We start from the raw sequence: 23,974 nt of genomic DNA on the forward strand, positions 1-23,974 counted from the left end.
AGCCCGCTCAAAACCCGCCGTATAGTTCCCTCACGGCCCGCATCCGGCGGGTCGATTCGTTACCACGGTCGTGCGCGTAAGCGCATGGAAGGGGAAGTATCGTGAGCGATTGCAAGAGGGTTTACCGTTTTGGAACCGACGCCCAGGGCACCTGTGTCACTGAGGGCGACAAATCCATGAACTTCGTGCTTGGCGGCAAAGGCGCAAACCTTGCCGAGATGAGCCGCATCGGTCTGCCGGTTCCCGGTGGCTTTACCATTACCTGCCAGACCTGTGTTGAGTACTCCGGTGCCGGCAACGTCTGGCCCGAGGGCGCACTCGATGAGATCGTTGCCGCCGAGGCAGACCTCGAGGACCGCTGCGGCAAGAAGCTTGGTGACGCTAACGATCCGCTGCTCGTGTCGGTTCGCTCGGGTGCTCCGTTTTCCATGCCCGGCATGATGGACACGGTTCTCAACCTGGGCCTCAACGACGACTCGGTTCAGGGTCTCATCGCCCAGACGCAAAACCCGCGCTTTGCCTGGGATAGCTACCGTCGCTTTATCCAGATGTTCTCCAACGTTGTCATGGGCGTTGACGCCGACCTATTCGAGAATGCCCTGACCCAGGCCCGCCTGGTCGCCGGCGCCCGCGTCGACTCCGAGCTTTCGGCCGAGGATCTGCAGGAGCTCGTCGAGACGTTCAAGGGCATCTTCTCCGAGTACGTCGAGGCCGCCCTGTACCCCGAGCTCGAGGTCGCCGACGGCAAGCCTGTCTTCCCGCACGATCCGGAGCTCCAGCTGCGCCTTGCTATCCAGGCCGTCTTCGGCAGCTGGATGAACGAGCGCGCCTGCATCTACCGCAAGCAGCACGGCATTTCCGACGACCTTGGCACCGCCGTCAACGTTCAGGCTATGGCCTTTGGCAATAAGGGCGAGACCTCGGCGACCGGTGTCGCCTTTACGCGCAACCCGGCCGACGGCACCAAGGAGTTCTACGGTGACTTTCTGGTCAACGCCCAGGGCGAGGACGTCGTCGCCGGCATCCGCAACACCGAGTCCATTGCCGACCTCAAGACCACCCCGGGCCTCGAGTCCGCAGGTGAGGAGCTTGAGCGTGTCTTCCTGACGCTTGAGGATCACTACCGTGACATGTGCGACATCGAGTTTACCATCGAGCAGGGCAAGCTCTGGATGCTCCAAACCCGCGTGGGCAAGCGTACCGCCACCGCCGCTCTGCGCATCGCTATCGAGATGGTCGAGGAAGGCCTCATCACCCGTGAGGAGGCCGTGAGCCGCATCGACCCCGCGCAGCTCGACCAGCTCCTGCACCCGCAGTTCGACTCCTCTAAGAAGTACGAGGCGCTTGCACACGGCCTTAACGCCAGCCCCGGTGCCGCCGTGGGTGAGGTCGTGTTCTCGAGCGATGACGCCGTCGCGCGTTCTGCCGAGGGCCATAAGGTCATTCTGGTCCGCTGGGAGACCAACCCCGATGACCTGAAGGGTATGGTTGCCGCCGAGGGCATCTTGACGAGCCATGGTGGCAAGACGAGCCACGCCGCCGTTATCGCCCGTGGCATGGGTACCCCCTGCGTCTGCGGTGTCGAGCGTTTCCATATCGACGCGGCCGAGAAGGTCGTGCGCATCGAGGGCAGCGACCGCGTGCTGCACGAGGGCGACATCATCTCCATCGATGGCACTCAGGGCATCGTCGTCGATGGCGCTGTCGATTTGGTCTCCGCTGAGCTCACCGGCGATCTGGACACCATCCTGTCCTGGGCCGACGAGATCCGCTTGGACGAGACCGACGGTCACGCCAACCACGTGCGCGTCAACGCCGACAACCCCGAGGATGCCGCGCTCGCGCTCGAGTTTGGCGCCGAGGCCATAGGCCTGTGCCGCACCGAGCACATGTTCCTGGGCGACCGTAAGAACATTATCCAGAGCTTCATCCTGTCCGACGACGAGGCTGTGAAGCAGCAGGCCCTGGCCGATCTGCTCAAGGTCCAGACTGAGGATTTCTTGGCGATGTTCAAGACCATGTCCGGTCGCGATGTGGTCGTTCGCCTGCTTGATCCGCCGCTGCACGAGTTCTTGGATAATCCTCGCGAGCTCGAGGTCGCCATCACCAAGAAGGAGGCCGCCGGCGCTCCCGAGGAGGAGCTCACTGCCCTGCGCGCCCGCCTGCGTCGTATCGACGGCATGGTCGAGTCGAACCCCATGCTGGGCTTGCGCGGCGTGCGCCTGTCCGTCGTCTTTGGCGATCTGCCGCTCATGCAGGTCCGCGCTGTGGCCACGGCTGCCGCCCGCCTTATCAAGGAAGGCGTCGACCCACGCCCCGAGATCATGGTTCCGCTCGTCTCCATCACGGCCGAACATGTCCAGACCCGCGAGGTCATCGAGCGTGTCATCGCCGAGGTATCCTCCGAGGAGGGCGTCGAGCTCAACATTCCCGTGGGCACGATGCTCGAGCTACCGCGCGCCTGCATGGTCGCCGACGAGATCGCCCAGCACGCCGACTTCTTCTGCTTTGGCACCAATGACCTCACCCAGACGACCTTTGGCTTCTCGCGCGACGACGCCGAGGCCAAGTTCATCCCGCTGTACATGCATAAGAAGATTCTGAAGGACAACCCCTTCGAGACCATCGACTCGGCGGTGCTGGAGCTGGTGCGTATGGCCGTGGCGAAGGGTCGCGCCACCAACCCCGGCATGCACTTTGGCGTGTGCGGTGAGCACGGCGGCGACCCTAAGTCTATCAAGGGCCTGTTCAACGTGGCCGATGTGGACTATGTGTCCTGCTCGCCTTACCGCGTGCCCCTGGCGCGCCTGGCCGCCGCTCAGGTCAAGCTCGAGGCCAAGCGTTCTGCCTAACGTTTTGGGTGTAGACGCCTAGTGTAGCCCCCCTTCATGCCGCCCGTCTCATTCGTGAGGCGGGCGGTTATCATGTGCGGGTTTTGTCTTTTTGTCTGCGTAAAAAATTGTTCTTGCAGCAGAAACCCGCGCGTGTATACTCGAATACGTTTGTTCAACTACGTGCCGGCCAAGGTGGTACGGCACCTCTAGAAGAGTAAGGAATTGCACATGGATTACATCCGCGCAATCGAGCGTCAGCAGATCCGCGAGGACATTCCTCAGGTTCGCGTCGCCGACAACGTCAAGGTTCACTACCGCATTAAGGAAGGCGACCGCGAGCGCATCCAGGTCTTCCAGGGCGACGTCATCCGTATGGCCGGCGCCGGTGCCCGCGAGACTTTCACCGTCCGCAAGATGTCCTTCGGTGTCGGTGTTGAGCGTACCTTCCCGCTTCACAGCCCCAAGATCGCCAAGCTCGAGGTCGTTCGTCATGGTCGCGTCCGTCGCGCCAAGCTGTACTACCTCCGCGACAAGGTGGGCAAGGCTGCTCGCATCCCCGAGAAGCGCTAAGAAGATCGCAGCGTCTGTCCACTCGTTTGGACACAAGGGTCACCTTCGGGTGGCCCTTCTTTTTATCTGATTTGCATGCAAGGAGGGCCTGGTATGGCCAACATGACGAGCTCGGTTTCGGCATCGCAGGTTGCCGGTGAGTTGGCGAGCGCTACGTTTGAGGAGATTCCCGCCCTCGTGGAGCATTATCGCGAGGACCCGCGCCAGCAGGTGATCAAGGCTTGTGAACGCGCCCTCAAACGCCATGCCAAAGAGCTTGCCGAGCGTGAGCGTGTCAATGACATGTACGAGCTTATGCATGAGCTTGGCGGCGATGGGGTGGTCGTTGGTGTCGATGAGGTGGGTCGCGGATCGGTGGCCGGTCCTCTGACGGTGTGCGCCGTCTGTCTTCCTATGGAGCCGCGCGTCTGGGGTATCAACGATTCCAAAAAGCTCACGCCGGCGCGCCGCGAGCTGCTCTCGGTGAAGATTGCCGAGGTGGCGACGGCGATCGGTTTTTGCCATATCGCGCCGAAGGATATCGATGATATGGGCATGGCCCGTGCCATCCGCGCTGCCGTCGCGGGCGCCGTGGCCGATACGGGCCTCGAGCCCGACTGCGTCCTCATGGATGGCAACCCCTTGGGCGCCGTTCCTAACGAGCGCGATGTGGTGAAGGGCGATGCCAAAATCGCCTGCATCGCCGCTGCGTCCATCATGGCCAAGGTCACGCGTGACGAGATGATGGTCGAGTACGACGCCGAGTACCCCGAGTACCATCTGGCCGAGTCGAAGGGCTATGCAAGCCCCGAGCATATCGAGGCCATTCGCAAACATGGACTTTGTCCACTGCACCGCGTGAGCTTTTGCGGAAACTTTTTGCAGACTGAGCGTCTTTTCTAGATCAATTGTGGAGAAAGGGACCCCTGGCGTTTTATAAACCTGCTGGTAGCGGGCCGTGTGCAACGTTATTGTTGCGTACGGCCCATTTTTTGTCGGCATTTGGTCAGCTTTTGGTTTGTTTCCGGTACTTACCCGCATGAAAGGTGCCCTCATCATCGGGGCAATGCAGTGTGCGGGAAAGGAGACCCATGAGTGCCGCAAGCAAAAAGAGCAAGACGCAGCAGCTCAAGGAGCGTTGGGAAAACGGCGAGCTCGATTGCGGGGCGATGACGCCCGAGCTTATCAAGGGACTCAGCCCCCGCGAGCTGGGCATGCTGGGCGAGCTGATCACCATCGACTACTTTAACGAGCGCGGCTACACCTTGCTGGAGCAGGGTTATCGTTGCACCGAGGGTGAGGCCGATCTGGTGCTGCTCGATGAGCTCGACGATGTCGTGGTGATGGCCGAGGTCAAGACCAGACGCGTTGCACTGGATTGCAACACGCGGGTCTTTCCCGAGGAGGCCGTGGACGCCCAAAAGCAACGCCGCTATCGCCGCATCGCAAGTTGCTATCTCATGGAGCATTATCCGCTCAAGGCGATTCGCTTCGATGCCGTGGGCGTCACCATCCGCGGCGGGCATATCGCCGAGATCGAGCATCAGTACAATGCGTTCGATTGGCAGGTGTCGTGATGGCGTTCGAGACGTTTGCCGTACACGCGGCCTGCATCCGCGGCGTCGAGGCGATTCACGTCACGGTCGAGGTCTCGCTTGCCGGCGGCGTTCCGGGCATTCAGATGCTCGGCATTCCGAGTATGGAGGTGATGGAGTCGCGCGGTCGTATTCGCTGTGCGATGCGCTCCGCCGGGTTCGAGATCCCGCGCTCGGGCATTACGGTCAATCTGGCGCCCGGCGATATTCGCAAGACCGGTAGCGGCTTTGATCTGCCCATCGCCATCGCGGTATTGGCGGCCGATGGTCAGATTCCCCGCGACAACCTCGATCGTTGTCTTATCGCAGGTGAGCTTGGCCTGGACGGTACGGTGCTTCCTGTCAAGGGCGAGGTGGCGTTTCAGCTATTGGCACGTGATATGGGGCTGTCCTTTATCGCCGGCAGGTCCGATCAGCATGTGCCGCTTGCGGGCGTGGATTGCGGATTCATCGATCATTTGTCTCAGCTTGTTCATGGTATGGGCGATGCCGCGCGGCACTACTTGGATTCTGAGGGCGTCGAGGCGACCTTTGAGCCCGAGCTCGACTATGCCGACGTACTGGGGCAGGAAGTCGCTAAACGCGGCATGGCGCTTGCGGCGGCAGGAGAACTCGGCTTGCTCATGATTGGGTCCCCGGGATCGGGCAAGACGATGCTTGCGCGCCGTATGACCGGCATCCTGCCTGAGCTTTCCGTTGAGGATCAACAGGAGGCGCTGTGCATCCATTCGGTCTTGGGCGAGAACATCGATGGCTTATTGGCAGGTCATCGGCCGTTTCGAAGCCCCCATCACAGTATTTCGACCGCAGGCCTTATCGGCGGGGGACGCCCGGTGCATCCGGGTGAGATCAGCCTGGCTCATGGCGGCGTGCTCTTTTTGGACGAGCTTGCCGAGTTTCCCACGGGTGTGCTGCAGACGCTGCGTCAGCCCATCGAACGCGGCTACGTCAGGATCGTGCGCGTCGACGGGGCCTTTACCTTCCCGTCGCGCTTTCAGTTGCTTGCTGCGAGCAATCCCTGCCCCTGCGGCTTTTTGGGCGATCGCGAGGTGCCATGCCGCTGCTCGGCATCGATGGTGGAGCGCTATCGGGCAAAGCTGCGCGGTCCTTTGGCCGACCGTATCGACATGATGATCGATGTGACCCGTCCCGACCCCCAAGTGATTATCGAGGGTGCGGAGGGTATGTCGTCGGCCGAGTTGCGTGACTACGTTTTGCGCGGTCGTGCTTTTCGCGCTTGGCGCGAATCCCGTATGGACGATGCGGACGCCGAGGCCGAGGATGATGAGACGCGGTCCATTGACGGCGTCGTTTCGACCTTTGAGCTCGATGATGCGGCGGAGAAGTGTGTGCTCGGCCTGTCAAAGCGCACGCATCTCACGGGCCGCGGCATCGTGCGCCTGGTGCGTATCGCGCGTACCATCGCCGACGTCGCCGAGAGCGAGCAGGTGACGCAGGATCACGTGCTCGAGGCGGCGATGTACCAGGGAAGGAGGGACCAATGATGGCTGAGGGGACCTTCGAGCTGCATCCAGGTGACGCGTTGTATCCCGAGACCGTTTTGGAGCTTTCTGATGTACCCCAGACGCTCTTTGTGCGCGGCAATCCCGAGGTGCTTTCGACGCCTGCGCTCTCCATTATCGGCGCGCGCAAGGCTTCTCCGTATGGTCTTGCCGTGGCAGAGCTTGCGGCAAAGGTGGCGGTCGAGGCGGGAGTGACGGTTGTTTCGGGCGGCGCGGTCGGTTGTGACCAGGCCTCGGGTTGGGCTGCGGTCAACGCCGGCGGCAAACACGTCGTGGTGCTGGGGACGGGCGCCGACGTGGTTTACCCGCGTTCGAGCGCGGGGCTTATTACTCGCACGCTTGATACGGGTGGCGCGATCGTGTCGATCTCTCCGTGGGGCATGGGTCCGCGCAAGTTTGCCTTTCCGCGCCGCAATCGTGTGATCGCGGCCCTGTCGCAAGCCCTCTTTGTATCCGAGGCGGGTATGCCTTCCGGGACGTTTTCTACAGCCGAGGCTGCTATGGATTTGGGGCGCGAACTTCTTGCCGTGCCGGGGTCGATCCTATCGCCCGAGTCACGTGGCACGAATTACCTCATTGCGAACGGTGCCTGCTGCATCATCGACGAGGAATCTATCGAGATGGCTATTTCACGCATCTACGGCACCCTGCGCTACTCGCGCCCCGATGCTCCCGGTATTGCCGACCTGGATCCAACGCAGCAGACCGTGATGCATGCGCTCATCGCCTCTCCGCTCAAGGTCGATGACATCGCGGCGCTCGTCTCGCTCGATGCCGTCGGCGTACTCAAACTCCTGGGTTCGCTTGAGCTCGAGGGTCTTATCGAGCGCATGATGGATGGAAGGTATGCGCCCTCCAAGTTTGCCCTTCACGCCCAGACCCCCTTCGGTCACAATGGAAAACGTGTCAATTAGAAAGGTGTTTGCAGATGCAGTTCGATCAGGTGACGGTTATCGGTGGCGGTTTGGCGGGTTCGGAATGCGCGATCCAGCTGGCAGACCGCGGGTTCGCCGTAAAGCTGTGCGAGATGCGCCCCCAGGTGAGCTCCCCGGCCCACCATACCGATCACCTGGCAGAGCTCGTCTGCTCCAATTCGTTTAAGTCGACCCGTCCGGACTCTGCGGCTGGTTTGCTGAAGGCCGAGCTTGAGCGCATGGGCTCGGTCCTGCTCGATTGCGCCCGTCGCGCGGCTGTTCCCGCCGGTGGTGCCCTGGCGGTCGACCGTGTCAAGTTTTCCGAGCTTGTCGAGGCCGAGGTTGCCGCCCGTCCTAATATCGAGATCATTCGCGGCGAGGTCATGTGGATTCCCGAGGGTCACGTGGTCATTGCCGCCGGCCCCTTGTGCTCGCCGGCGCTGAGCGAAGAGGTCATGAAGCTCGTCGGTGGCGACGCCCTTGCGTTCTTCGATGCCGCGGCACCGATCGTCGATGCCTCGACGCTTGATATGGACGTGCTGTTCTCGCAGTCGCGCTACGAGGAACAGGGGAGTGGCGACTACCTCAATGCCCCGCTCAACAAGGAAGAGTACGAGGCCTTTATCGAGGCGCTCACCACGGCCGACCGCGTGGTGCTCAAGGACTTTGAGGGCGGCGATCTGTTCCAGGCATGCCAGCCTGCCGAGGAGGTTGCGCGCACCGGCAAGGACGCCATTCGCTTTGGCGCCATGAAGCCCGTCGGCCTCACCGACCCGCGTACCGGACGTCGCCCCTGGGCGGCGATTCAACTGCGTGCCGAGAACAAGGAGAAGACCGCCTATAACCTGGTGGGCTTCCAGACCAACCTGACCTTTGGCGAGCAGAAGCGTGTCTTCCATATGGTGCCGGGTCTGGAGAACGCCGAGTTCTTCCGCTACGGTGTCATGCACCGCAATACCTTTGTCGACGCCCCGCACGTGCTCGATGGCACCTTTGCCGTGCCCGGTACCGGCGTGCGCCTGGCCGGTCAGATCACCGGCACCGAGGGCTATATGGAGGCCGTGGCGACCGGTCTGCTCGCGGCGCTCAACACCTATGCCGAGGCTATCGGTACCGCGGGCGTCGAGTTGCCGCGTGTGGGCGCCCTGGGTGCGCTCGTGGGCTATGCGACCGATCCTGCCACCGTGGGCTACCAGCCCATGCATGTCAACTTTGGCTTGATGCCGCCGCTCGAGGACGGCAAGCGCCGCAGTAAGCGCGACCGCTACCAGGCCTATGCGGACCGTGCGCTCGAGGCTCTTGATGCCTATCTGGCCACTCGCCCCGATCTGTTTGGAGGCGACCGGTCATAGCCTTTGACCTGTACGACACCATCGACTCGTTTATCGCCTATATTGCTCGCGTCGAAGGGCTCGCTCCCAACACGGTGACCGCCTACGCTTCGCGGCTGGAGCGTTTCGCTTTATGGTGCGAGCGCGAAGGCGTCGATGCGCGTGCCGCCGACGTACGGACGGTTCGCTCCTATTTGGCCGAGCTGTCGCGTGACCAGGTGGCGGCTCGGACCCTTGCGGCGCACTTGTCTGCCATTCGCTCACTTTATCGGTGGATGGCGGCAGAGGGGATCGTTGAGGGCGATGCGGTCTCGGCAATTTCCTCGCCCAAGCTCCCGCGTGATCTGCCCGGTGTGCTGACGAACCAACAGGTGGAGGCGCTCCTCAATGCCCCCGATACCTCAACTCCCGCGGGACTGCGCGATGCGGCGATGCTCGAACTGCTCTATGCATCCGGCGCGCGTATCTCTGAGCTCGCAGCACTCAATATGGAGTCCATCGCTTGGTCCGAGCGAACGTTGCGACTTTGGGGTAAGGGGAGCAAGGAGCGTATCGTGCCGCTCTATCGGCGCGCGCTCGAGGCGACGCGTCTCTATATTGAGGGGGGCAGGCCGGAGTTGCTTGCTCGGGCAAAGCGCCGTGACCCCGCTACCGGGCCGCATCCGCTGCTTATATCGGCGCACGGCAATCGCATGAGCGCCGCCATGCTCAGGCGGCGGTTCCATACGCTGGCGACGCTCGCCGGCATTCCGGCCGACATCGCCCCGCATGCGATGCGCCATACCTTTGCGACCGACTTGCTCGAGGGCGGTGCGGACCTTCGCTCGGTTCAAGAGCTGCTGGGTCATGCGAGCCTGTCCACGACGCAGATCTACACGCATCTCACGCCCGATCGGCTTAAGCGGGCCGTGGCTCAAGCCCATCCCCGCGGCGAATAGTGGCTGGGACGTCCTGCGCCGCACTCAGGTGTGTGGTTTTGATTTCGGGTTGGCAGGAAGATGCATTCCTGCTATCATTCATCGGGTTGCTTCACGGCAACAGGTTTTTATCACGCACGCGCGGCTACTTCATACCGTGGTGCCCGGGCTTTGGTAGCACATGTCCGGGTTGGTTTTGGAGGATGACCCCGCGCGGAGGCAAACCACAGGAGGTTTAACATGGCTACCAAGATTAATATCCGCACCCTGCTCGAGGCCGGCTGCCACTTCGGTCACCAGACCCGTCGCTGGAACCCCAAGATGAAGCCGTTCATCTTCGGTGAGCGCAACGGCATCTACATTCTCGACCTCAAGCAGACCATCCTCGACGCCGACCAGGCCTACACCTTCGTCAAGAACGTCGCCAAGGGTGGCAACGTGCTGTTCGTCGGCACCAAGAAGCAGGCTCAGGAGGCCGTCAAGAACGCCGCTGAGCGCGCCAACATGCCCTACATCAACCAGCGTTGGCTCGGCGGCATGCTGACCAACTTCGTCACCATCCGCTCCCGCATCAACCGCATGGAGGAGCTCGAGGCCATGGTCGAGGACGGCCGCATGGCGGTGCTCCCCAAGAAGGAGCAGGCTGTGCTTGGTAAGGAGCTCACCAAGCTCCAGACCAACCTCGGTGGCGCCCGCGACATGAAGGGTCTGCCCCAGGCTCTCTTCGTCATCGACACCAAGCGCGAGGAGAACGCTATCAAGGAGGCCCAGCGCCTGAACATCCCCGTCGTCGCTCTGATCGACACCAACTCCGATCCCGACGAGGTCGAGTACGGCATCCCCTGCAACGATGACGCTATCTCCGCTGTCACCCTTATGTGCGAGCTCATGGCTGACGCCTGCCTCGCTGGCTCCGGCAAGGAGCAGGTCTCCGAGGCCGAGATGGCCGCTGAGCCCAAGGCCGAGTAAATCAGTCTTAGTTAATTCTTTTTCATCTCTTTGAAAGGAACCACAATGGCCCAGATTACCGCCGCTATGGTCAAGCAGCTCCGCGAGATGACCGACTCCCCGATGATGGAGTGCAAGAAGGCTCTCGTCGAGGCTGACGGCGACATGGACGCCGCTGTCGACGTTCTGCGCAAGAACGGTCTTGCCAAGGCTGCCAAGAAGGCTGGCCGTGAGACCAACGAGGGCGCTGTCGCCTCGTTCGTCTCCGAGGATGGCAAGACCGGCGCTCTGCTCGAGCTCTCCTGCGAGACCGACTTCGTTGGCTCCAACGCCAAGTTCACCGGCTTTGCTTCCAAGGTCGCCGGGGTTGTCGCTACCACCGAGCCTGCTGACGTCGACGCTCTGCTCGAGAAGCCGATGGGCGAGGAGACCGTTTCCTCCGAGCTCACCGAGATGATTCACATCATGGGCGAGAACATGAAGATCTCCCGCTTCGCCGCCCGCAAGGCCGAGAACGGCGCTCTCGCTTCTTACATCCACATGGGTGGTAAGATCGGCGTCCTCGTCGAGTTCGCCTTCGAGAAGGCCGAGACCGCTCAGTCTGAGTCCTTCAAGACCTTCGCTCACGACGTTGCCCTTCAGGTTGCCGCCGTCGCCCCGATCTGTGCCACCCGCGATCAGGTTCCGGCCGAGACCGTCGAGCACGAGAAGCAGATCTACATGGCTCAGGCTGCCGAGTCCGGCAAGCCCGAGGCTATCCAGGAGAAGATGGCTGTCGGCCGTCTGGAGAAGTTCTACAAGCAGTCCGTGCTCACCGAGCAGGAGTTCATCAAGGACAGCTCCCTCACCATCAAGAAGTACGCTGAGCAGGTCTCCAAGGAGCTCGGCGACACCATTACCGTCGTTGCCTTTGACCGTCTGGTCCGTGGCGAGTAAATAAGCTCTTGTAGCTGGTAATGAGCAGGCTGTGGGTTTTACTCACAGCCTGCTTTTTCATGGCTCCCCGTTAAGCCTTTGTTATCATATTGAAAGTCTAATTAAAGGAGGATCGCTTTGTCCGACATCCGATATAAACGCGTGCTTCTGAAGCTTTCCGGCGAAGCACTGATGGGCGACGGCCAATATGGCATCGACCCCAAGGTTACCGACCATCTTGCCAAGCAGGTCAAGGAGCTGCTCGCCGTTGGTCATGAGGTCGGCGTCGTTGTCGGTGGTGGCAATATTTTCCGCGGCATGGCCGGCGCTGCCGGTGGCATGGAGCGTGCTCAGGCCGACTACATGGGCATGCTGGCAACCGTTATGAACGCGCTTGCCCTGCAGGATGCCTTCGAGCATAACGATGTTCCCTGCCGCGTGATGAGCGCTATCCAGATGAACGAGATCTGCGAGCCCTATATTCGCCGTCGCGCCATCAATCACCTTTCCAAGGGCAACGTCGTTATTTTTGCCGCCGGTTCGGGCAATCCGTACTTTACGACCGACACCGCTGCGGCTCTTCGTGCGTGCGAGATCGGCGCCGAGATTCTGATTAAAGCCACCAAGGTTGACGGCATCTACGACAAGGATCCCGTCAAGTGTGCCGACGCCGTCCGCTTTGACAAGATTACCTATCACGAGGTTCTCGTCCGCGGTCTGCAGGTAATGGATTCCACGGCTACGGCACTGTGCCAGGATAACCGTATGCCGATTTTGGTCCTCAACATCGATGGCGAGGACACCGTCAAGCGCGCGCTTTCGGGTGAGCCCGTCGGCACGCTCGTCTATCAGGAGGATTAAGCATGGCAGAGAACATCACCGCCCACATGGACAAGTCACTCGAGTCGCTCAAGCACAACTTCTCCAAGGTCCGTACCGGCCGCGCCAACGCTAACATTCTGTCCGACATCACCGTCGATTATTACGGCGTTCCCACGCCGGTTACCCAGGTTGCCGCCGTTAAGACTCCCGAAGCCCACATGCTGCTCATCGAGCCCTGGGACAAGGCGCTCGTCAACGCAATCGTGAAGGCCATCAGCGCTTCCGATCTTGGTATTACCCCCAACTCCGATGGCACCGTCGTTCGTCTGCCGTTCCCGGCTCCCACCGAGGAGCGCCGTCGCGAGCTCGTCAAGGAGTGCCGCGAGTACGCTGAGCAGGCCAAGGTGTCTATCCGTAACATCCGTCGCGACTTCAACAACAAGCTCGAGCGCGATGAGGAGCTCACCGAGGACGATGTCCGTCGCGAGCAGGCCAAGGTCCAGAAGCACACCGATGAGTATGTCGCCAAGGTCGAGGAGCTTCTGAAGGAAAAAGAAGCCGAGGTCATGGAGATCTAAGGTGCAATACGACGAGCATAAACTGGTCGAGTACTTTGCCGACGCCCCTGTGGGCGTCGGTTTTTCCGACCTTGACCTCAATAACATTCCGCATCATATCTCGTGCATCATGGACGGCAACGGTCGTTGGGCCACATCGCGCGGTCTTGCACGCACCGAGGGCCACAAGGCGGGTATCGTCTCCCTTCGCGAGATTATTACCGCCTGCGTGCGTCTGGGCGTCGACGTGCTTTCGGCCTATGCGTTTTCTACCGAAAACTGGAACCGCCCGCAGCATGAGGTCAACGTCTTGATGCACCTGTTTGCCAAGACGTTTATCGACGAGCTGCCGCTTCTGAAGCGCGAAAACGTGCGCGTCGTCTTTTTGGGTGACATTTCCGCGCTGCCCAAGAAGACCCGCGACGTTTTTGAACGCGGTCTTGCCGAGTGCGCCGATCACACCGGTATGACGCTGGCGCTTGCCGTCAACTACGGCGCGCGTGCCGAGATTACCCGCGCTGTCCGTCAGATTGCGCTCGACGCTGCCGCCGGTAAGATCGATCCTGCCGCAATTGATGACGACATGGTGGCTTCCCACCTCTATACCGCCGGTCTTCCCGATCCTGAGCTTGTGATTCGCACCTCTGGTGAGCTGCGCCTTTCGAACTATCTGCTGTGGCAGGTGGCTTATTCCGAGTTCTACGTCACCGATACCTATTGGCCCGACTTTGATCGCTGGGGCCTTGTCGACGCCATTTTGGCCTATCAGGGCCGTGACCGTAGGTTTGGTGGACTGAACAAGACCGAGGAGGCTTAATCGTGTCCGATCGTCCCAAGGGATCTGCTCCCAAGACGCCTGCGCGCAAAGGTGGCACTGCGGGAGCGCCTGCAGCGAAGAGCGGCACCGGTTCGTGGCTGGCGGGCTTTATTACCCGTGCCGCCGCCGGTATCGTCTACGCCGTCGTCTTTATCCTGTGCCTGGTTTTGGGTATCGTGCCCACGGCCATCTTTGTTTCCGTCATGAGCGGTCTGTGCTGCTATGAGTTTTTCCGTATGACAAGGCTCGATGGCAAGATGGCGAACGAGCGTATGGGTATCGCTGCCGCCGTGCTCTTTCCGCTGTCGGCGTTGGGCGATTCGATGTTGTTGAATGCCCTGCTTTTTGCCCTGATGCTCGCGGTGGGCATTTGGTATGTCTGGTCGCCGCGTACCCGCATCTCTGATGTGGCCGTGACGCTCATGGGTCCCATCTACACTGGCTTTATGCTGTCGGCTATCGTGCTGCTGCGCGATTCCGTGCCCGGTTTTGCCGGCGCTCTGCTTTCGGTGGGCGTTTGCGCGTCCCTTTGGGTCTCCGATTCGTTTGCCTACATCGTGGGCAGCCGTATCGGCAAGCACAAGATGGTTCCCAAGATCTCTCCAAAAAAGAGCTGGGAGGGGTTTGTTGGTGGCATCCTGGGCTCGGTTTTGATTTGGCTCATCCTGTGGGCGACGCACTTCTACAAGCTCAGCCTGCCCTATGCGCTGCTGTGCGGCGTGGTCGTGTCCGTCCTGGGCGTTATCGGCGACCTCATCGAGTCACGCATCAAGCGTGGCGTGGGCGTCAAGGATTCCGGCAATCTTATCCCGGGCCATGGCGGCATGCTCGATCGTAGCGATTCGCTTATCTTCGGCTGCATTACCGCGCAGCTGCTTTTGATGATCGGAGGCGTGCTGTAATGTCATTCCAGACGACGTATGGCCCCGATGGATGCCTCCGTGTTGCCATCCTGGGTTGTACGGGCTCTATCGGCACCCAGGCGCTCGATGTGTGCCGCCAGCATGCCGATCGCCTACAGGTGACGGCGCTGTCCGTTAATTCCAGCACCTCGGAGCTCGTTGCCGCTGCCCGCGAGTTTTCGGTTCCGGCGGTTGCCGTGGCCGATGTCGCTCATGGCGATGACGCCGTGCTGCAGGAGTTGCCCGAGGGAACTAAGCTCGGCGTTGGCGCGCAGGCGGTTTGCGAGCTCGCGCGTCGCGACGATGTCGACTGCGTGCTCGTCGCTATTGTGGGCGCTGCCGGTCTCGAGGCGAGCCATGCGGCCTTGACCTCGAATAAGCGCCTTGCTCTTGCCAACAAGGAGTCCCTCGTCGTCGGTGGCGACTTGCTTATGCCGTTGGCGCAACCGGGCCAGCTTATTCCGGTCGACTCTGAGCACTCAGCCATTTACCAGTGCTATCTGGGGGAGAACCCGCGCGAGGCTCATTGTATTTGGCTCACCTGCTCGGGCGGTCCGTTCTTTGGCCGCACGCGCGACGAGCTCGATTGCGTGACGCGTGTCGATGCCCTCGCACACCCCACGTGGGCCATGGGTGCCAAGATCACTATCGACTCCGCTACCCTCATGAACAAGGGCCTGGAGCGTATTGAGGCCATGCATCTGTTTAACTGCGACCTCGATTTCATTAACGTGGTCGTGCAGCGTCAGTCCAAGATTCACTCTATGGTCGAGTTCGCCGACGGCTCCGTGATGGCGCATCTCGGTGCTTCCGACATGCGTATTCCCATCCAGTTCGCGTTCTCGTATCCCGAGCGTTGGGATACGCCGGCGCCTCGTATCGATTTTCGCGAGTTGGGGCAGCTCACGTTTGATGCTGCCGACATGGATACCTTCCGCTGTCTGGCACTGGCCGAGCGTGCCGGCAAGACGGGTGGCACCATGCCGTGCGTGCTCAATGCCGCCAACGAGGTTGCCGTCGATGCCTTCCTGCACGATGGCTGCAGCTTTACCGATATCGATCGCATTGTGGAATCCTGCTTGGATGCCCACGATATGCAGGCGGTCGATTCGTTTGAGCAGCTTCGCGACATCGATGCGTGGGCGCGTGAAAAGGCTGTGCAGGTGCTCGTCGCAACCCGTTCCTAACCCATAAGGATTGCTATTTCGTTTTATGGATACTGTTCTGAGCGTTCTCTCATCGGTCTTTTGGGGCCTGCTGATGCTTTCCGTCCTCGTGTTTTTGCACGAGGGCGGCCACTTTTTGGCGGCGCGTGCCTGCGGCGTCCGTGTGACCGAGTTCTTTTTGGGCCTGCCGTGCCGCTTTGACATCCATTACACGTCGCGTCGCATTGGAACCAAGTTTGGCGTGACCCCGCTGCTGCTGGGTGGCTACGCTGCCATCTGCGGTATGGACCCGACCGACGTCTCGTGCGCCGATCGCGTGCTCGCGGCTATCTATCGTCATGGTCGCGTGACCGTGGCCGATCTTGCTGTCGAGCTCGAGCTTTCCGAGGAGGATGTGCTCGAGGCATGCGCCCTATTGCTGGGCTGGGGCTCCATCGCACCCTGGTATGAGGAAGGGGAGAAGCCCTCGCCGAGCTACTATCCCACCAAGTATCAGACGCTGCCGCGAGACACGGCAGGCTATACCACCTTTGACGGTCGCCGTTTCGATCGCGAACATTCAACTGCCGAGGGCGATGTGTGGGAGCTGCCGTGCGGCGAGGCCGAGTTCCTTGCGCAAGAACGTTCGCACACCTATCTTGGCCAAGGCTTTCTCAAGCGTGCCTTTATGCTGCTCGCGGGCATTATTGTCAATATCTTGACGGGCTTTTTGCTCCTTATGAGTATCTATTCCATTGCGGGTGTCACCGTGCCGATCGATACCAACGTGATCGGTCAGGTTGACGAGGGGTCTATTGCCGCCAGGGCGGGTATCGAGTCCGGTGATGCGATCCTTTCGGTTGACGGTGTCTCATGTTCCACTTGGATGGACGTCTACGATGCCATCGGTAAGGCCGCCGGTAAGGACGATATTGCTATTGAGTATGAGCGCGATGGCAAGCAGTGCTCGACCTCGGTCGCACTCAAAGAGGATGAACGTCTGGGCGTTTATGCCTCTACGCAGGTGGTCCGCTTGGACCCCATCACCTCGGCGCGCCTTTCCTTCTCGTATGTTGCGCAGACAGCGGAGGGCGTGATGCGCCTGCTCCAGCCGCAGCACACGATGGAGATCCTCGATCAGTCCTCTTCGATCGTGGGTATTAGCGTCATGTCCTCGCAGGCAGCTGCTGCCGGTCCCATCACGTTCTTGTCGTTTGCCGCGCTCATTTCGTTCTCACTGGGCTTTATGAACTTGCTGCCCATCCCGCCGCTCGACGGCGGCAAGCTGCTAATTGAGATCATTCAAAAGATTGCTGGCCGCGAGCTGCCGCTCAAGGTCCAGACGATCGTGAGCTATGTGGGCGTCGCGCTCTTCGCATTGCTGTTTGTCTATATGCTTCGTTCCGACATCCTTCGATTTATTCTGTAGGGGAGTGCTTGGATTGTCTCTATCCCATTCTTCGCCGCGCGAGCTGACGCGCCCCGTGCATGTGGGCGGGGTGCAGATCGGCGGCGGCGCGCCGGTCGTGGTCCAGTCTATGACCTGCACCGATACCGTCGATGGTCTGGCAACGCTTGGGCAGGTCCGCGCTTTGGCACAGGCGGGCTGCGATATCGTGCGCGTGAGTGTACCCACCGAAGCCGCGCTCGAGGGCTTCCGTACCATCTGTGCCGAGTCTCCGGTGCCAATCGTTGCCGATATTCACTTTAACCATAAGCTCGCCATCGGCGCCGTCGAAGCTGGTGCCGCCAAGCTGCGCATCAATCCCGGCAACATCGGCGATTGGGCTAAGGTCGATGCCGTCATCGACGCCGCCGGCGCTGCGGGCTGTGCGATTCGCATCGGTGTCAACGCCGGCTCGCTCGAGCAGGATATCGCCGAGCGCGGCGAGCTTACGCAGCCAGAGAAGCTCGTGATGTCGAGCGAGCGCTTTGTGCGGCACTTTGAGGACCGCGGCTTTACCAATATCGTGCTTTCCGCCAAGGCCCATAGTGTACAGACGACGCTTGATACCTATCGTGCCCTGTCGCGCGAGATTCCCCATGTTCCGCTCCACCTGGGCGTGACGGAGGCGGGGACCAAGCTGCAGGGCACCATCAAGAGCTCGGTGGGGCTGGGCATCCTGCTCTCCGAGGGCATTGGCGACACCATGCGCGTCTCGCTTACGGCCGATCCGGTTGAGGAGCCGCCGGTCGCTTGGGGTATTCTGCAGTCGCTGGGCCTGCGTCGCCGTGGCCCCGAGATTGTCTCGTGTCCCACATGTGCGCGCTGCCAGGTCAATCTCATCGCAATCGCCGAGGAGGTCACCGAGCGGCTTAAGAACTATTCGGCGCCGCTTTCGATTGCCGTGATGGGATGTGCGGTCAATGGCCCCGGCGAGGCTTCTGATGCCGACTTGGGGGTTGCCTGTGGACGAGGTCAGGGCCTGCTCTTTTCGCACGGCCAGATCATTGGTAAAGTAGCTGAGGACCAAATTGTCGACGCGCTGATGGCCGAGGTCGACAAACTTATTGAGGAGAAGTAAATGACTCGAGCAATGTATATGTCTAAGCTGTATGCTCCGACGCTCAAAGAGGATCCGGCCGACGCCGAGCTTGCGAGCCATCGCCTGCTGCTCCGTGCTGGCATGATTCGCAAGGAGGCCGCCGGTCTCTATTCCTATCTGCCGCTCGCATGGCGCTCGATCCGCAAGATCGAGAATATCGTGCGTGACGAGATGGACGCCGCCGGCGCCCAGGAGCTCATGATGCCCATTATGGTCGATGCCGAGCTGTGGCGTGAGTCCGGCCGTATCGATGCCTATGGCAAGGAGCTCGTGCGCTTTGATGACCGCCACGGCCGCGAGTTTGTGCTGGGTCCCACGCACGAGGAGACTGTGACTGCCTTAGTGCGCAACGAGCTACGTTCCTATAAGCAGCTGCCCGTCAATCTGTACCACATTCAGGACAAGTTCCGCGACGAGTTCCGTCCCCGTTTTGGCCTGATGCGCGGCCGCGAGTTCATCATGAAGGACGCCTACAGCTTCTCCGCTACGCAGGAGAGCCTGCAGGAGGAGTACGACAAGATGAAGCAGGCGTACGCCAATATCTGCGAGCGCTGCTACATCAAGGCTCTGCCCGTTGTCGCCGATTCCGGTGAGATCGGTGGCGACACCTCCGTCGAGTACATGGCTCTTGCTGACGCCGGCGAGGCTTCGTTGGTTTACTGCGACGATTGTGGCTTTGCTGCTGACGACGAGGCGGCAAGCACCAAGGTTGTCGTGACCGAGGGCCCCGGCGACGGTACGCTCACCAAGGTCGAGACCCCGGGCATGGGCACCATCGAGGCAGTTGCAAAGTTCTTCGGCTTCCCCGAGAACGGCACGCGCAAGTCGCTGGCACTCATCGACGCTGAGGGCAAGCCTGTCGTGGCCATTGTCCCGGGCGATCATGAGCTCAACGACTGCAAGGCCGAGCACGTCTTTGGCAAGGGCTATCGCATGATGACCGACGAGGAACTCCAGACCTACGGTCTGCATAAGGGCTTTATCGGACCGGTTAACCTGCCCGAGGGCATCCGTCTGGTGTGCGACGAGAGCCTGCGTGAGTCTAAGCAGTGGGCCTGTGGCGCCAACGAGGTCGACTACCACTTTACCGGTGCCTGCCCCGAGCGCGACTTTACCGTCGATGAGTGGGCCGACCTGGTCACCGTCGTCGCCGGCGATCCCTGCCCGCACTGCGGCAAGCCGCTCTCCGCTGCTCGCGGTATCGAGGTCTCCCAGGTGTTCCAGCTGGGCACCAAGTATTCCGAGGCCATGGGTGCCACCTTTATGGACGAGGACGGCAAGGAGAAGCCGCTTATCATGGGTTGCTACGGCGTGGGTGTGTCCCGCTCGCTCGCTGCCGTCGTGGAGCAGCACAACGATGAGCACGGTATCGTCTGGCCGGTCTCCGTTGCCCCGTACGAGGTCGCGGTGATTCCGCTCGATCCCAAGAAGGAGGAGTGCGCTGCCGTTTGTGAGCAGATCGTCGACGGTCTGTGCGCCGAGGGTATCGAGGTCGTCGTCGACGACCGCGATGAGCGTCCCGGCTTTAAGTTTGCCGATAACGACCTCATGGGCTTCCCGTATCAGGTGGTTTTGGGCAAGCGCGGTCTTAAGAATGGCACCGTTGAGCTCAAGGACCGTGCCACGGGCGAGCGCGAGGACGTGGCGATTGACGAGATCGTCGCCAAGGTTGCCGAGCTTGTTAAGGCTGCCCGCCGCTAATCGGCGATTTCGCTTGTAGTTCGATATACGGGACGGCCCCGTATTTCTCCAGATCGGGGAGATGTGGGGCCGTCCTTTTATCTTGTGGCATCCTCGATATCTAAAAGGAAAACCCCACGGCCCATGCGAGCTGCGGGGTTTCCCTTTTGTGCCTCCGATGCGAAATAAATCGCTCAGATATTACTGATAATCGACGACGTCGATCCAGTTCTTAAGGAACTCATCGTTCACGTTGCGCTTACGAGCGAGCTCGGAAGCGGCGACGATGCTCGTCCACTGACGCACGACCTGCATAGGCATGTCGGCGCGGTCGCAGTAGAGCTCCAGGTAGGCCTCGGCCTGGTCCTTGCTGCTGAGGGCAAAGAGCAGGTAGGTGGTGGCAACGTCGGCAGCAGGGGAGCCCTGGGTGGCATGTGCCCAGTCGCAGACGTACAGCTGACCGTCGTCGCCAACGATGACGTTGGAGGGGTTGAAGTCGCCGTGGCAGACCTTGAACTCCTTGGTCATGCCGTCCAGACGCTCCTGAAGGTTGTAGCGCGTGGTGGCATTGAGCTGATCAAGGCTGTCGATCATGCGGGCGAACTTGTCGCGCTGACGGTTGAGCAGCGGGGAGGTGTAGCCGTGGATCTCGATCTGGAGGTCGACGAACATCTCGAGGTACTCACCAAAGCGTTGGGGCTCGGCAGCCATCTTGTCGGCGAGGGTGGTGCCAGCAACCTTCTCGGTCACAAGCGCCCAGCCGTTGGCGTTCTCGAGCTGAGAAACCTCGAGCGCCTTGGGGCTGCGGATGCCGCACTCATTGATGCGGGCAAGATTCAAAGCCTCGTTGAACACGTCGGAGACGGGCTTGGTCTCGTTAAAGACCTTGACAATCTTGTCGCCCAGGTCGTAAACGACCTTGTTGCCACGACGGACGAGCTCGGTCTTGGAATCGGGAAGCAGCATGATTGCATCCTTTCAACGATGCGATAGAAGCAACGGCGGGGGCGTGCGTACACCCGTGCACCCCCGCCGCAAATAACCGTGCTAAAGACTAGCAGACGGCGTAGTCCTGGGGCTCGCGGCCATAGTAGGCGTCCAGGTAGAGCTCCTTGATCTCGCTCATGAGCGGGTAGCGCGGGTTAGCGCCGGTGCACTGGTCGTTGAATGCCTGCTCGGTCATCTCGTCGAGGGTGTCGAGGAAGTACTGCTCGTCAACACCGTAGTCGGCGATGGTCTTCTTGACGCCGATGAAGTCCTTGAGCTCCTCGAGCTTCGTGATGAAGTTCTCGAAGACCTCCTTGTCGTCCTTGCCCTCGATGCCGCAGTACTTGGCCATCTCGGCGTAGTTGTGCAGCGCGTTGGGGTAAGGATACTGGGAGAACGTGCCCATCTTGACGGGAGCCTCGGCGGCGTTGTAGCGCATGACGCGCGTCAGGATGATGGCATTGGCGATGCCGTGGGGCAGGTGATGGAAGGCGCCGAGCTTGTGGGCCATGGAGTGGTTGAGGCCCAGGAAGGCGTTGGCGAAGGCCATACCGGCCATGCATGAGGCGTTGTGCATCTCCTCGCGGGCGTGCGGGTCCTTGGCGCCGTTCTCGAAGCTGGAGGGCAGGTTCTCGAAAACGAGCTTGGCAGCGCGCTCGGAGAGGCCCTTGGTGTAGTCGGAAGCCATGATGGAGACATAGGACTCGATGGCGTGGGTCATGACGTCGATGCCGGAGGCAGCGGTCAGGCCGCGCGGGGCGGTCATGCAGTTGTCGGCGTCGACGATAGCCATGTTGGGGAGCAGCGCGTAGTCGGCAAGCGGCCACTTGATGCCGGTCTCCTTGTCGGTGATGATGGCGAACGGCGTGCACTCGGAGCCGGTACCCGAAGAGGTCGGGACGGCGACGAAGTAGGCCTTCTTGCCCATCTCGGGGAAGGTGAAGATACGCTTGCGGATGTCCATGAAGTCCATGGCCATGTCCTCAAACTTGCACTCGGGGTGCTCGTACATCATCCACATGATCTTGCCGGCGTCCATAGCGGAGCCACCGCCGACGGCGATGATGACGTCCGGCTCAAAGAGAGCCATCTGCTTGGCGCCGCGACGTGCGCACTGCAGCGACGGATCGGGCTCGACGTCGTAGAAGCAGTCGTGGGCGATGCCCATCTCGTCGAGCTTGGCCTCGATGGCGCGGGTGTTGCCATTCTTGAAGAGGAACTGGTCGGTGACGATGAAGGCGCGCTTCTTGCCCATGACGGTGCCGAGCTCGTCGAGAGCGACGGGCGTGGAACCCTTCTTGAAGTAGACCTTCTCGGGAGCGCGGAACCACAGCATGTTCTCACGGCGCTCGGCCACAGTCTTAACGTTGATCAAGTGCTTCACCCCAACGTTCTCGGAGACGGAGTTGCCGCCCCAGGAGCCGCAGCCCAGGGTCAGAGACGGCTTCATGCCAAAGTTGTACAGGTCACCGATGCCGCCATGCGAAGACGGGGTGTTGATGACGATACGGCAGGCCTTCATGACGTGCTCGAACAGGCTGATCTTCTCGGCCTGGGCGGGGTGCACGTACAGAGAGGCGGTGTGGCCCGGGCCACCGGCGAGCACCAGGTGCTCGGCCTTGTCGACGGCCTCCTGGAAGTCCTTGGCGTGATACATGGCCAGGACCGGGGAGAGCTTCTCGTGGGAGAACTCCTCCTTGGCCGGATCGGTGGAGGTGACCTCGGCGATCAGGATCTTGGTCTTAGCGGGAACCTCGATGCCGGCGAGCTCGGCGATCTTGGCGGCAGCCATGCCGGGGATGCGGTGATCGAGAGCGCCGTTCTTGAACATGGCGCCACGCAGGGCCTCCATCTCGGCACCCTGCTTGACGAAGTAGCAGCCGCGCTTCTGGAACTCGGCCTTAACCTGGTCATAGATGCTGTCGATGACGGTCACGGACTGCTCGGAAGCGCAGATCATGCCGTTGTCGAAGGTCTTGGAGTGGATGATGGAGTTGACGGCGAGCAGCACGTCGGCGGTGTCGTCGATGATGACCGGGGTGTTACCGGCGCCAACGCCCAGGGCGGGCTTGCCCGAGGAGTAGGCAGCCTTGACCATGCCCGGGCCACCGGTGGCGAGGATGATGTCGACGTCGCGCATGACCATGTTGGTTAGCTCGATGGAGGGGACATCGACCCAGCCGATGATGCCCTCGGGGGCGCCGGCCTTGACGGCGGCGTCAAGCACGAGCTTGGCGGCGGCGATGGTGCACTTGGCGGCAGCCGGGTGCGGGGAGATGATGATGGCGTTGCGGGTCTTCAGGCTGATCAGCGTCTTGAAGATCGCGGTGGAGGTGGGGTTGGTCGTCGGGATGACGGCGCCCACGATGCCGATGGGCTCGGCAATCTTGGTGATGCCGTAGGCCTCGTCGCGCTCCAGGACACCACAGGTCTTGGTGTTCTTGTAAGCGTTGTAGATGTACTCTGCGGCGTAGTGGTTCTTGATGACCTTGTCCTCAAGAACGCCGCGGCCGGTCTCCTCGATGGCCATCTTCGCCAACGGGATACGAGCCTTGTTGGCGGCCATGGCGGCCTCGTAGAAGATCTTGTCGACCTGCTCCTGCGTGTACGTAGCAAAAAGCGCCTGGGCCTCTCGCATCTGAGCGAGCTTAGCCTCAAGCGCCTCTACGTTGTCCACAATTGCGGGAGTAGTGTTTTCCGGTGACTTTTTCACCATTTGTGTCTCCTTGCGATCGGAGATTTACCCTACGCCTTGCATGATAGCAATAAATAATTCGGTGAGTGGCAAGATTCCTGTAAAAGGCACACTAAAACGCTTCAACAAACTGAAACGTTTCAACTAAAACAATCTTTCTGCTGCATCGCCCCGCTCATTGGGGACAGGCTTACATGAGTGCTTTCACTCATTTGGGACAGACATCGTTTTGCCATTTTGCCGTTCTGGGCCTGTTATTGCCGCTCATTGGATATAAATAGGTTACAGGCTCAGCAT

General features: G+C 60.9%; 20 protein-coding genes. 18 read left to right on the top strand and 2 right to left on the bottom strand.

All coding sequences use genetic code 11. The features are described from left to right. Window positions 1–101 precede the first annotated feature (101 nt). The 18 genes from ppdK to DWZ22_RS04255 all read left to right on the top strand — a co-directional run bounded on the left by ppdK (window position 102) and on the right by DWZ22_RS04255 (window position 20,016). Window positions 102–2,852, top strand: a complete 2,751-nt coding sequence (gene ppdK / locus DWZ22_RS04170) for a pyruvate, phosphate dikinase (protein WP_118405511.1) — start codon at window positions 102–104, stop codon at window positions 2,850–2,852. Between the two features lie 210 nt (window positions 2,853–3,062). Next, the gene (rplS, locus tag DWZ22_RS04175) at window positions 3,063–3,404 is read left to right on the top strand and encodes a 50S ribosomal protein L19 (RefSeq protein ID WP_006236098.1); all 342 of its coding nucleotides are present in this window, start codon (window positions 3,063–3,065) and stop codon (window positions 3,402–3,404) included. 93 nt (window positions 3,405–3,497) lie between these two features. Continuing rightward, window positions 3,498–4,286 (top strand): ribonuclease HII, encoded by a 789-nt coding sequence (locus DWZ22_RS04180; RefSeq protein ID WP_117742722.1) that lies wholly within the window; start codon window positions 3,498–3,500, stop codon window positions 4,284–4,286. Between the two features lie 188 nt (window positions 4,287–4,474). Further along, window positions 4,475–4,960: a YraN family protein gene (locus DWZ22_RS04185; protein ID WP_117794427.1), complete on the top strand. Its 486-nt coding sequence runs from the start codon at window positions 4,475–4,477 to the stop codon at window positions 4,958–4,960. Next, window positions 4,960–6,483 (top strand): YifB family Mg chelatase-like AAA ATPase, encoded by a 1,524-nt coding sequence (locus tag DWZ22_RS04190; RefSeq protein ID WP_118405512.1) that lies wholly within the window; start codon window positions 4,960–4,962, stop codon window positions 6,481–6,483. The genes DWZ22_RS04185 and DWZ22_RS04190 overlap by 1 nt, the downstream gene beginning before the upstream one ends. Further along, entirely contained in the window at window positions 6,483–7,415 is a 933-nt protein-coding gene (locus tag DWZ22_RS04195; protein WP_117742785.1) for a DNA-processing protein DprA, read from the top strand. Before DWZ22_RS04190 ends, DWZ22_RS04195 begins: the two co-directional genes overlap by 1 nt. A gap of 14 nt (window positions 7,416–7,429) precedes the next feature. After that, window positions 7,430–8,767 (top strand): methylenetetrahydrofolate--tRNA-(uracil(54)-C(5))-methyltransferase (FADH(2)-oxidizing) TrmFO, encoded by a 1,338-nt coding sequence (gene trmFO / locus DWZ22_RS04200; RefSeq protein WP_118405513.1) that lies wholly within the window; start codon window positions 7,430–7,432, stop codon window positions 8,765–8,767. 20 nt (window positions 8,768–8,787) lie between these two features. Further along, entirely contained in the window at window positions 8,788–9,684 is an 897-nt protein-coding gene (locus tag DWZ22_RS04205; protein WP_118405514.1) for a tyrosine recombinase, read from the top strand. Between the two features lie 219 nt (window positions 9,685–9,903). Continuing rightward, window positions 9,904–10,632, top strand: coding sequence for a 30S ribosomal protein S2 (gene rpsB, locus DWZ22_RS04210; protein ID WP_006236109.1), 729 nt, complete (start codon window positions 9,904–9,906; stop codon window positions 10,630–10,632). A 45-nt stretch (window positions 10,633–10,677) separates the two neighbouring features. Further along, window positions 10,678–11,547 (top strand): translation elongation factor Ts, encoded by an 870-nt coding sequence (gene tsf / locus DWZ22_RS04215; RefSeq protein WP_118405515.1) that lies wholly within the window; start codon window positions 10,678–10,680, stop codon window positions 11,545–11,547. A gap of 117 nt (window positions 11,548–11,664) precedes the next feature. Further along, a complete protein-coding gene (gene pyrH, locus DWZ22_RS04220) occupies window positions 11,665–12,387 on the top strand; it encodes a UMP kinase (RefSeq protein ID WP_035138557.1) in 723 nt (240 codons plus the stop codon). A 2-nt stretch (window positions 12,388–12,389) separates the two neighbouring features. Continuing rightward, complete coding sequence (frr, locus tag DWZ22_RS04225) at window positions 12,390–12,926, top strand: ribosome recycling factor (protein WP_118405516.1); 537 nt, start codon at window positions 12,390–12,392, stop codon at window positions 12,924–12,926. A 1-nt stretch (window position 12,927) separates the two neighbouring features. Further along, complete coding sequence (locus DWZ22_RS04230; RefSeq protein ID WP_118405517.1) at window positions 12,928–13,722, top strand: isoprenyl transferase; 795 nt, start codon at window positions 12,928–12,930, stop codon at window positions 13,720–13,722. Window positions 13,723–13,724: 2 nt separating this feature from the next. Beyond that, window positions 13,725–14,624 carry a phosphatidate cytidylyltransferase gene (locus DWZ22_RS04235; RefSeq protein ID WP_233546445.1) on the top strand — a complete coding sequence of 300 codons (900 nt, stop codon included), beginning with the start codon at window positions 13,725–13,727 and terminating at the stop codon, window positions 14,622–14,624. After that, window positions 14,624–15,811, top strand: a complete 1,188-nt coding sequence (dxr, locus tag DWZ22_RS04240) for a 1-deoxy-D-xylulose-5-phosphate reductoisomerase (protein WP_118405518.1) — start codon at window positions 14,624–14,626, stop codon at window positions 15,809–15,811. Before DWZ22_RS04235 ends, dxr begins: the two co-directional genes overlap by 1 nt. Before the next feature lie 25 nt (window positions 15,812–15,836). Continuing rightward, window positions 15,837–17,198, top strand: coding sequence for an RIP metalloprotease (locus DWZ22_RS04245; protein WP_117742731.1), 1,362 nt, complete (start codon window positions 15,837–15,839; stop codon window positions 17,196–17,198). A gap of 13 nt (window positions 17,199–17,211) precedes the next feature. Next, window positions 17,212–18,294, top strand: coding sequence for a flavodoxin-dependent (E)-4-hydroxy-3-methylbut-2-enyl-diphosphate synthase (gene ispG / locus DWZ22_RS04250; protein ID WP_118405519.1), 1,083 nt, complete (start codon window positions 17,212–17,214; stop codon window positions 18,292–18,294). Then, the gene (locus DWZ22_RS04255; RefSeq protein WP_233546446.1) at window positions 18,295–20,016 is read left to right on the top strand and encodes a proline--tRNA ligase; all 1,722 of its coding nucleotides are present in this window, start codon (window positions 18,295–18,297) and stop codon (window positions 20,014–20,016) included. A 180-nt stretch (window positions 20,017–20,196) separates the two neighbouring features. Here DWZ22_RS04255 and DWZ22_RS04260 read toward each other — a convergent pair whose 3' ends face one another. Then, entirely contained in the window at window positions 20,197–20,961 is a 765-nt protein-coding gene (locus tag DWZ22_RS04260; protein ID WP_118405520.1) for an aminoglycoside phosphotransferase family protein, read from the bottom strand. 88 nt (window positions 20,962–21,049) lie between these two features. After that, window positions 21,050–23,698 (bottom strand): bifunctional acetaldehyde-CoA/alcohol dehydrogenase, encoded by a 2,649-nt coding sequence (gene adhE, locus DWZ22_RS04265; protein ID WP_117742734.1) that lies wholly within the window; start codon window positions 23,696–23,698, stop codon window positions 21,050–21,052. Window positions 23,699–23,974: the final 276 nt, after the last annotated feature.

Origin of the sequence: Collinsella sp. AF31-11 (assembly GCF_003475605.1) — a bacterium.
GTDB lineage: Bacteria > Actinomycetota > Coriobacteriia > Coriobacteriales > Coriobacteriaceae > Collinsella.

Bases quoted from the DNA above. Each gene is read 5' to 3' on its own strand.
- rplS (WP_006236098.1), top strand. From the start codon at position 3,063: ATGGATTACATCCGCGCAATCGAGCGTCAGCAGATCCGCGAGGACATT.
- DWZ22_RS04180 (WP_117742722.1), top strand. From the start codon at position 3,498: ATGGCCAACATGACGAGCTCGGTTTCGGCATCGCAGGTTGCCGGTGAG.
- DWZ22_RS04185 (WP_117794427.1), top strand. From the start codon at position 4,475: ATGAGTGCCGCAAGCAAAAAGAGCAAGACGCAGCAGCTCAAGGAGCGT.
- DWZ22_RS04190 (WP_118405512.1), top strand. From the start codon at position 4,960: ATGGCGTTCGAGACGTTTGCCGTACACGCGGCCTGCATCCGCGGCGTC.
- DWZ22_RS04195 (WP_117742785.1), top strand. From the start codon at position 6,483: ATGGCTGAGGGGACCTTCGAGCTGCATCCAGGTGACGCGTTGTATCCC.
- trmFO (WP_118405513.1), top strand. From the start codon at position 7,430: ATGCAGTTCGATCAGGTGACGGTTATCGGTGGCGGTTTGGCGGGTTCG.
- rpsB (WP_006236109.1), top strand. From the start codon at position 9,904: ATGGCTACCAAGATTAATATCCGCACCCTGCTCGAGGCCGGCTGCCAC.
- tsf (WP_118405515.1), top strand. From the start codon at position 10,678: ATGGCCCAGATTACCGCCGCTATGGTCAAGCAGCTCCGCGAGATGACC.
- frr (WP_118405516.1), top strand. From the start codon at position 12,390: ATGGCAGAGAACATCACCGCCCACATGGACAAGTCACTCGAGTCGCTC.
- dxr (WP_118405518.1), top strand. From the start codon at position 14,624: ATGTCATTCCAGACGACGTATGGCCCCGATGGATGCCTCCGTGTTGCC.
- DWZ22_RS04245 (WP_117742731.1), top strand. From the start codon at position 15,837: ATGGATACTGTTCTGAGCGTTCTCTCATCGGTCTTTTGGGGCCTGCTG.
- DWZ22_RS04255 (WP_233546446.1), top strand. From the start codon at position 18,295: ATGACTCGAGCAATGTATATGTCTAAGCTGTATGCTCCGACGCTCAAA.
- DWZ22_RS04260 (WP_118405520.1), bottom strand. From the start codon at position 20,961: ATGCTGCTTCCCGATTCCAAGACCGAGCTCGTCCGTCGTGGCAACAAG.
- adhE (WP_117742734.1), bottom strand. From the start codon at position 23,698: ATGGTGAAAAAGTCACCGGAAAACACTACTCCCGCAATTGTGGACAAC.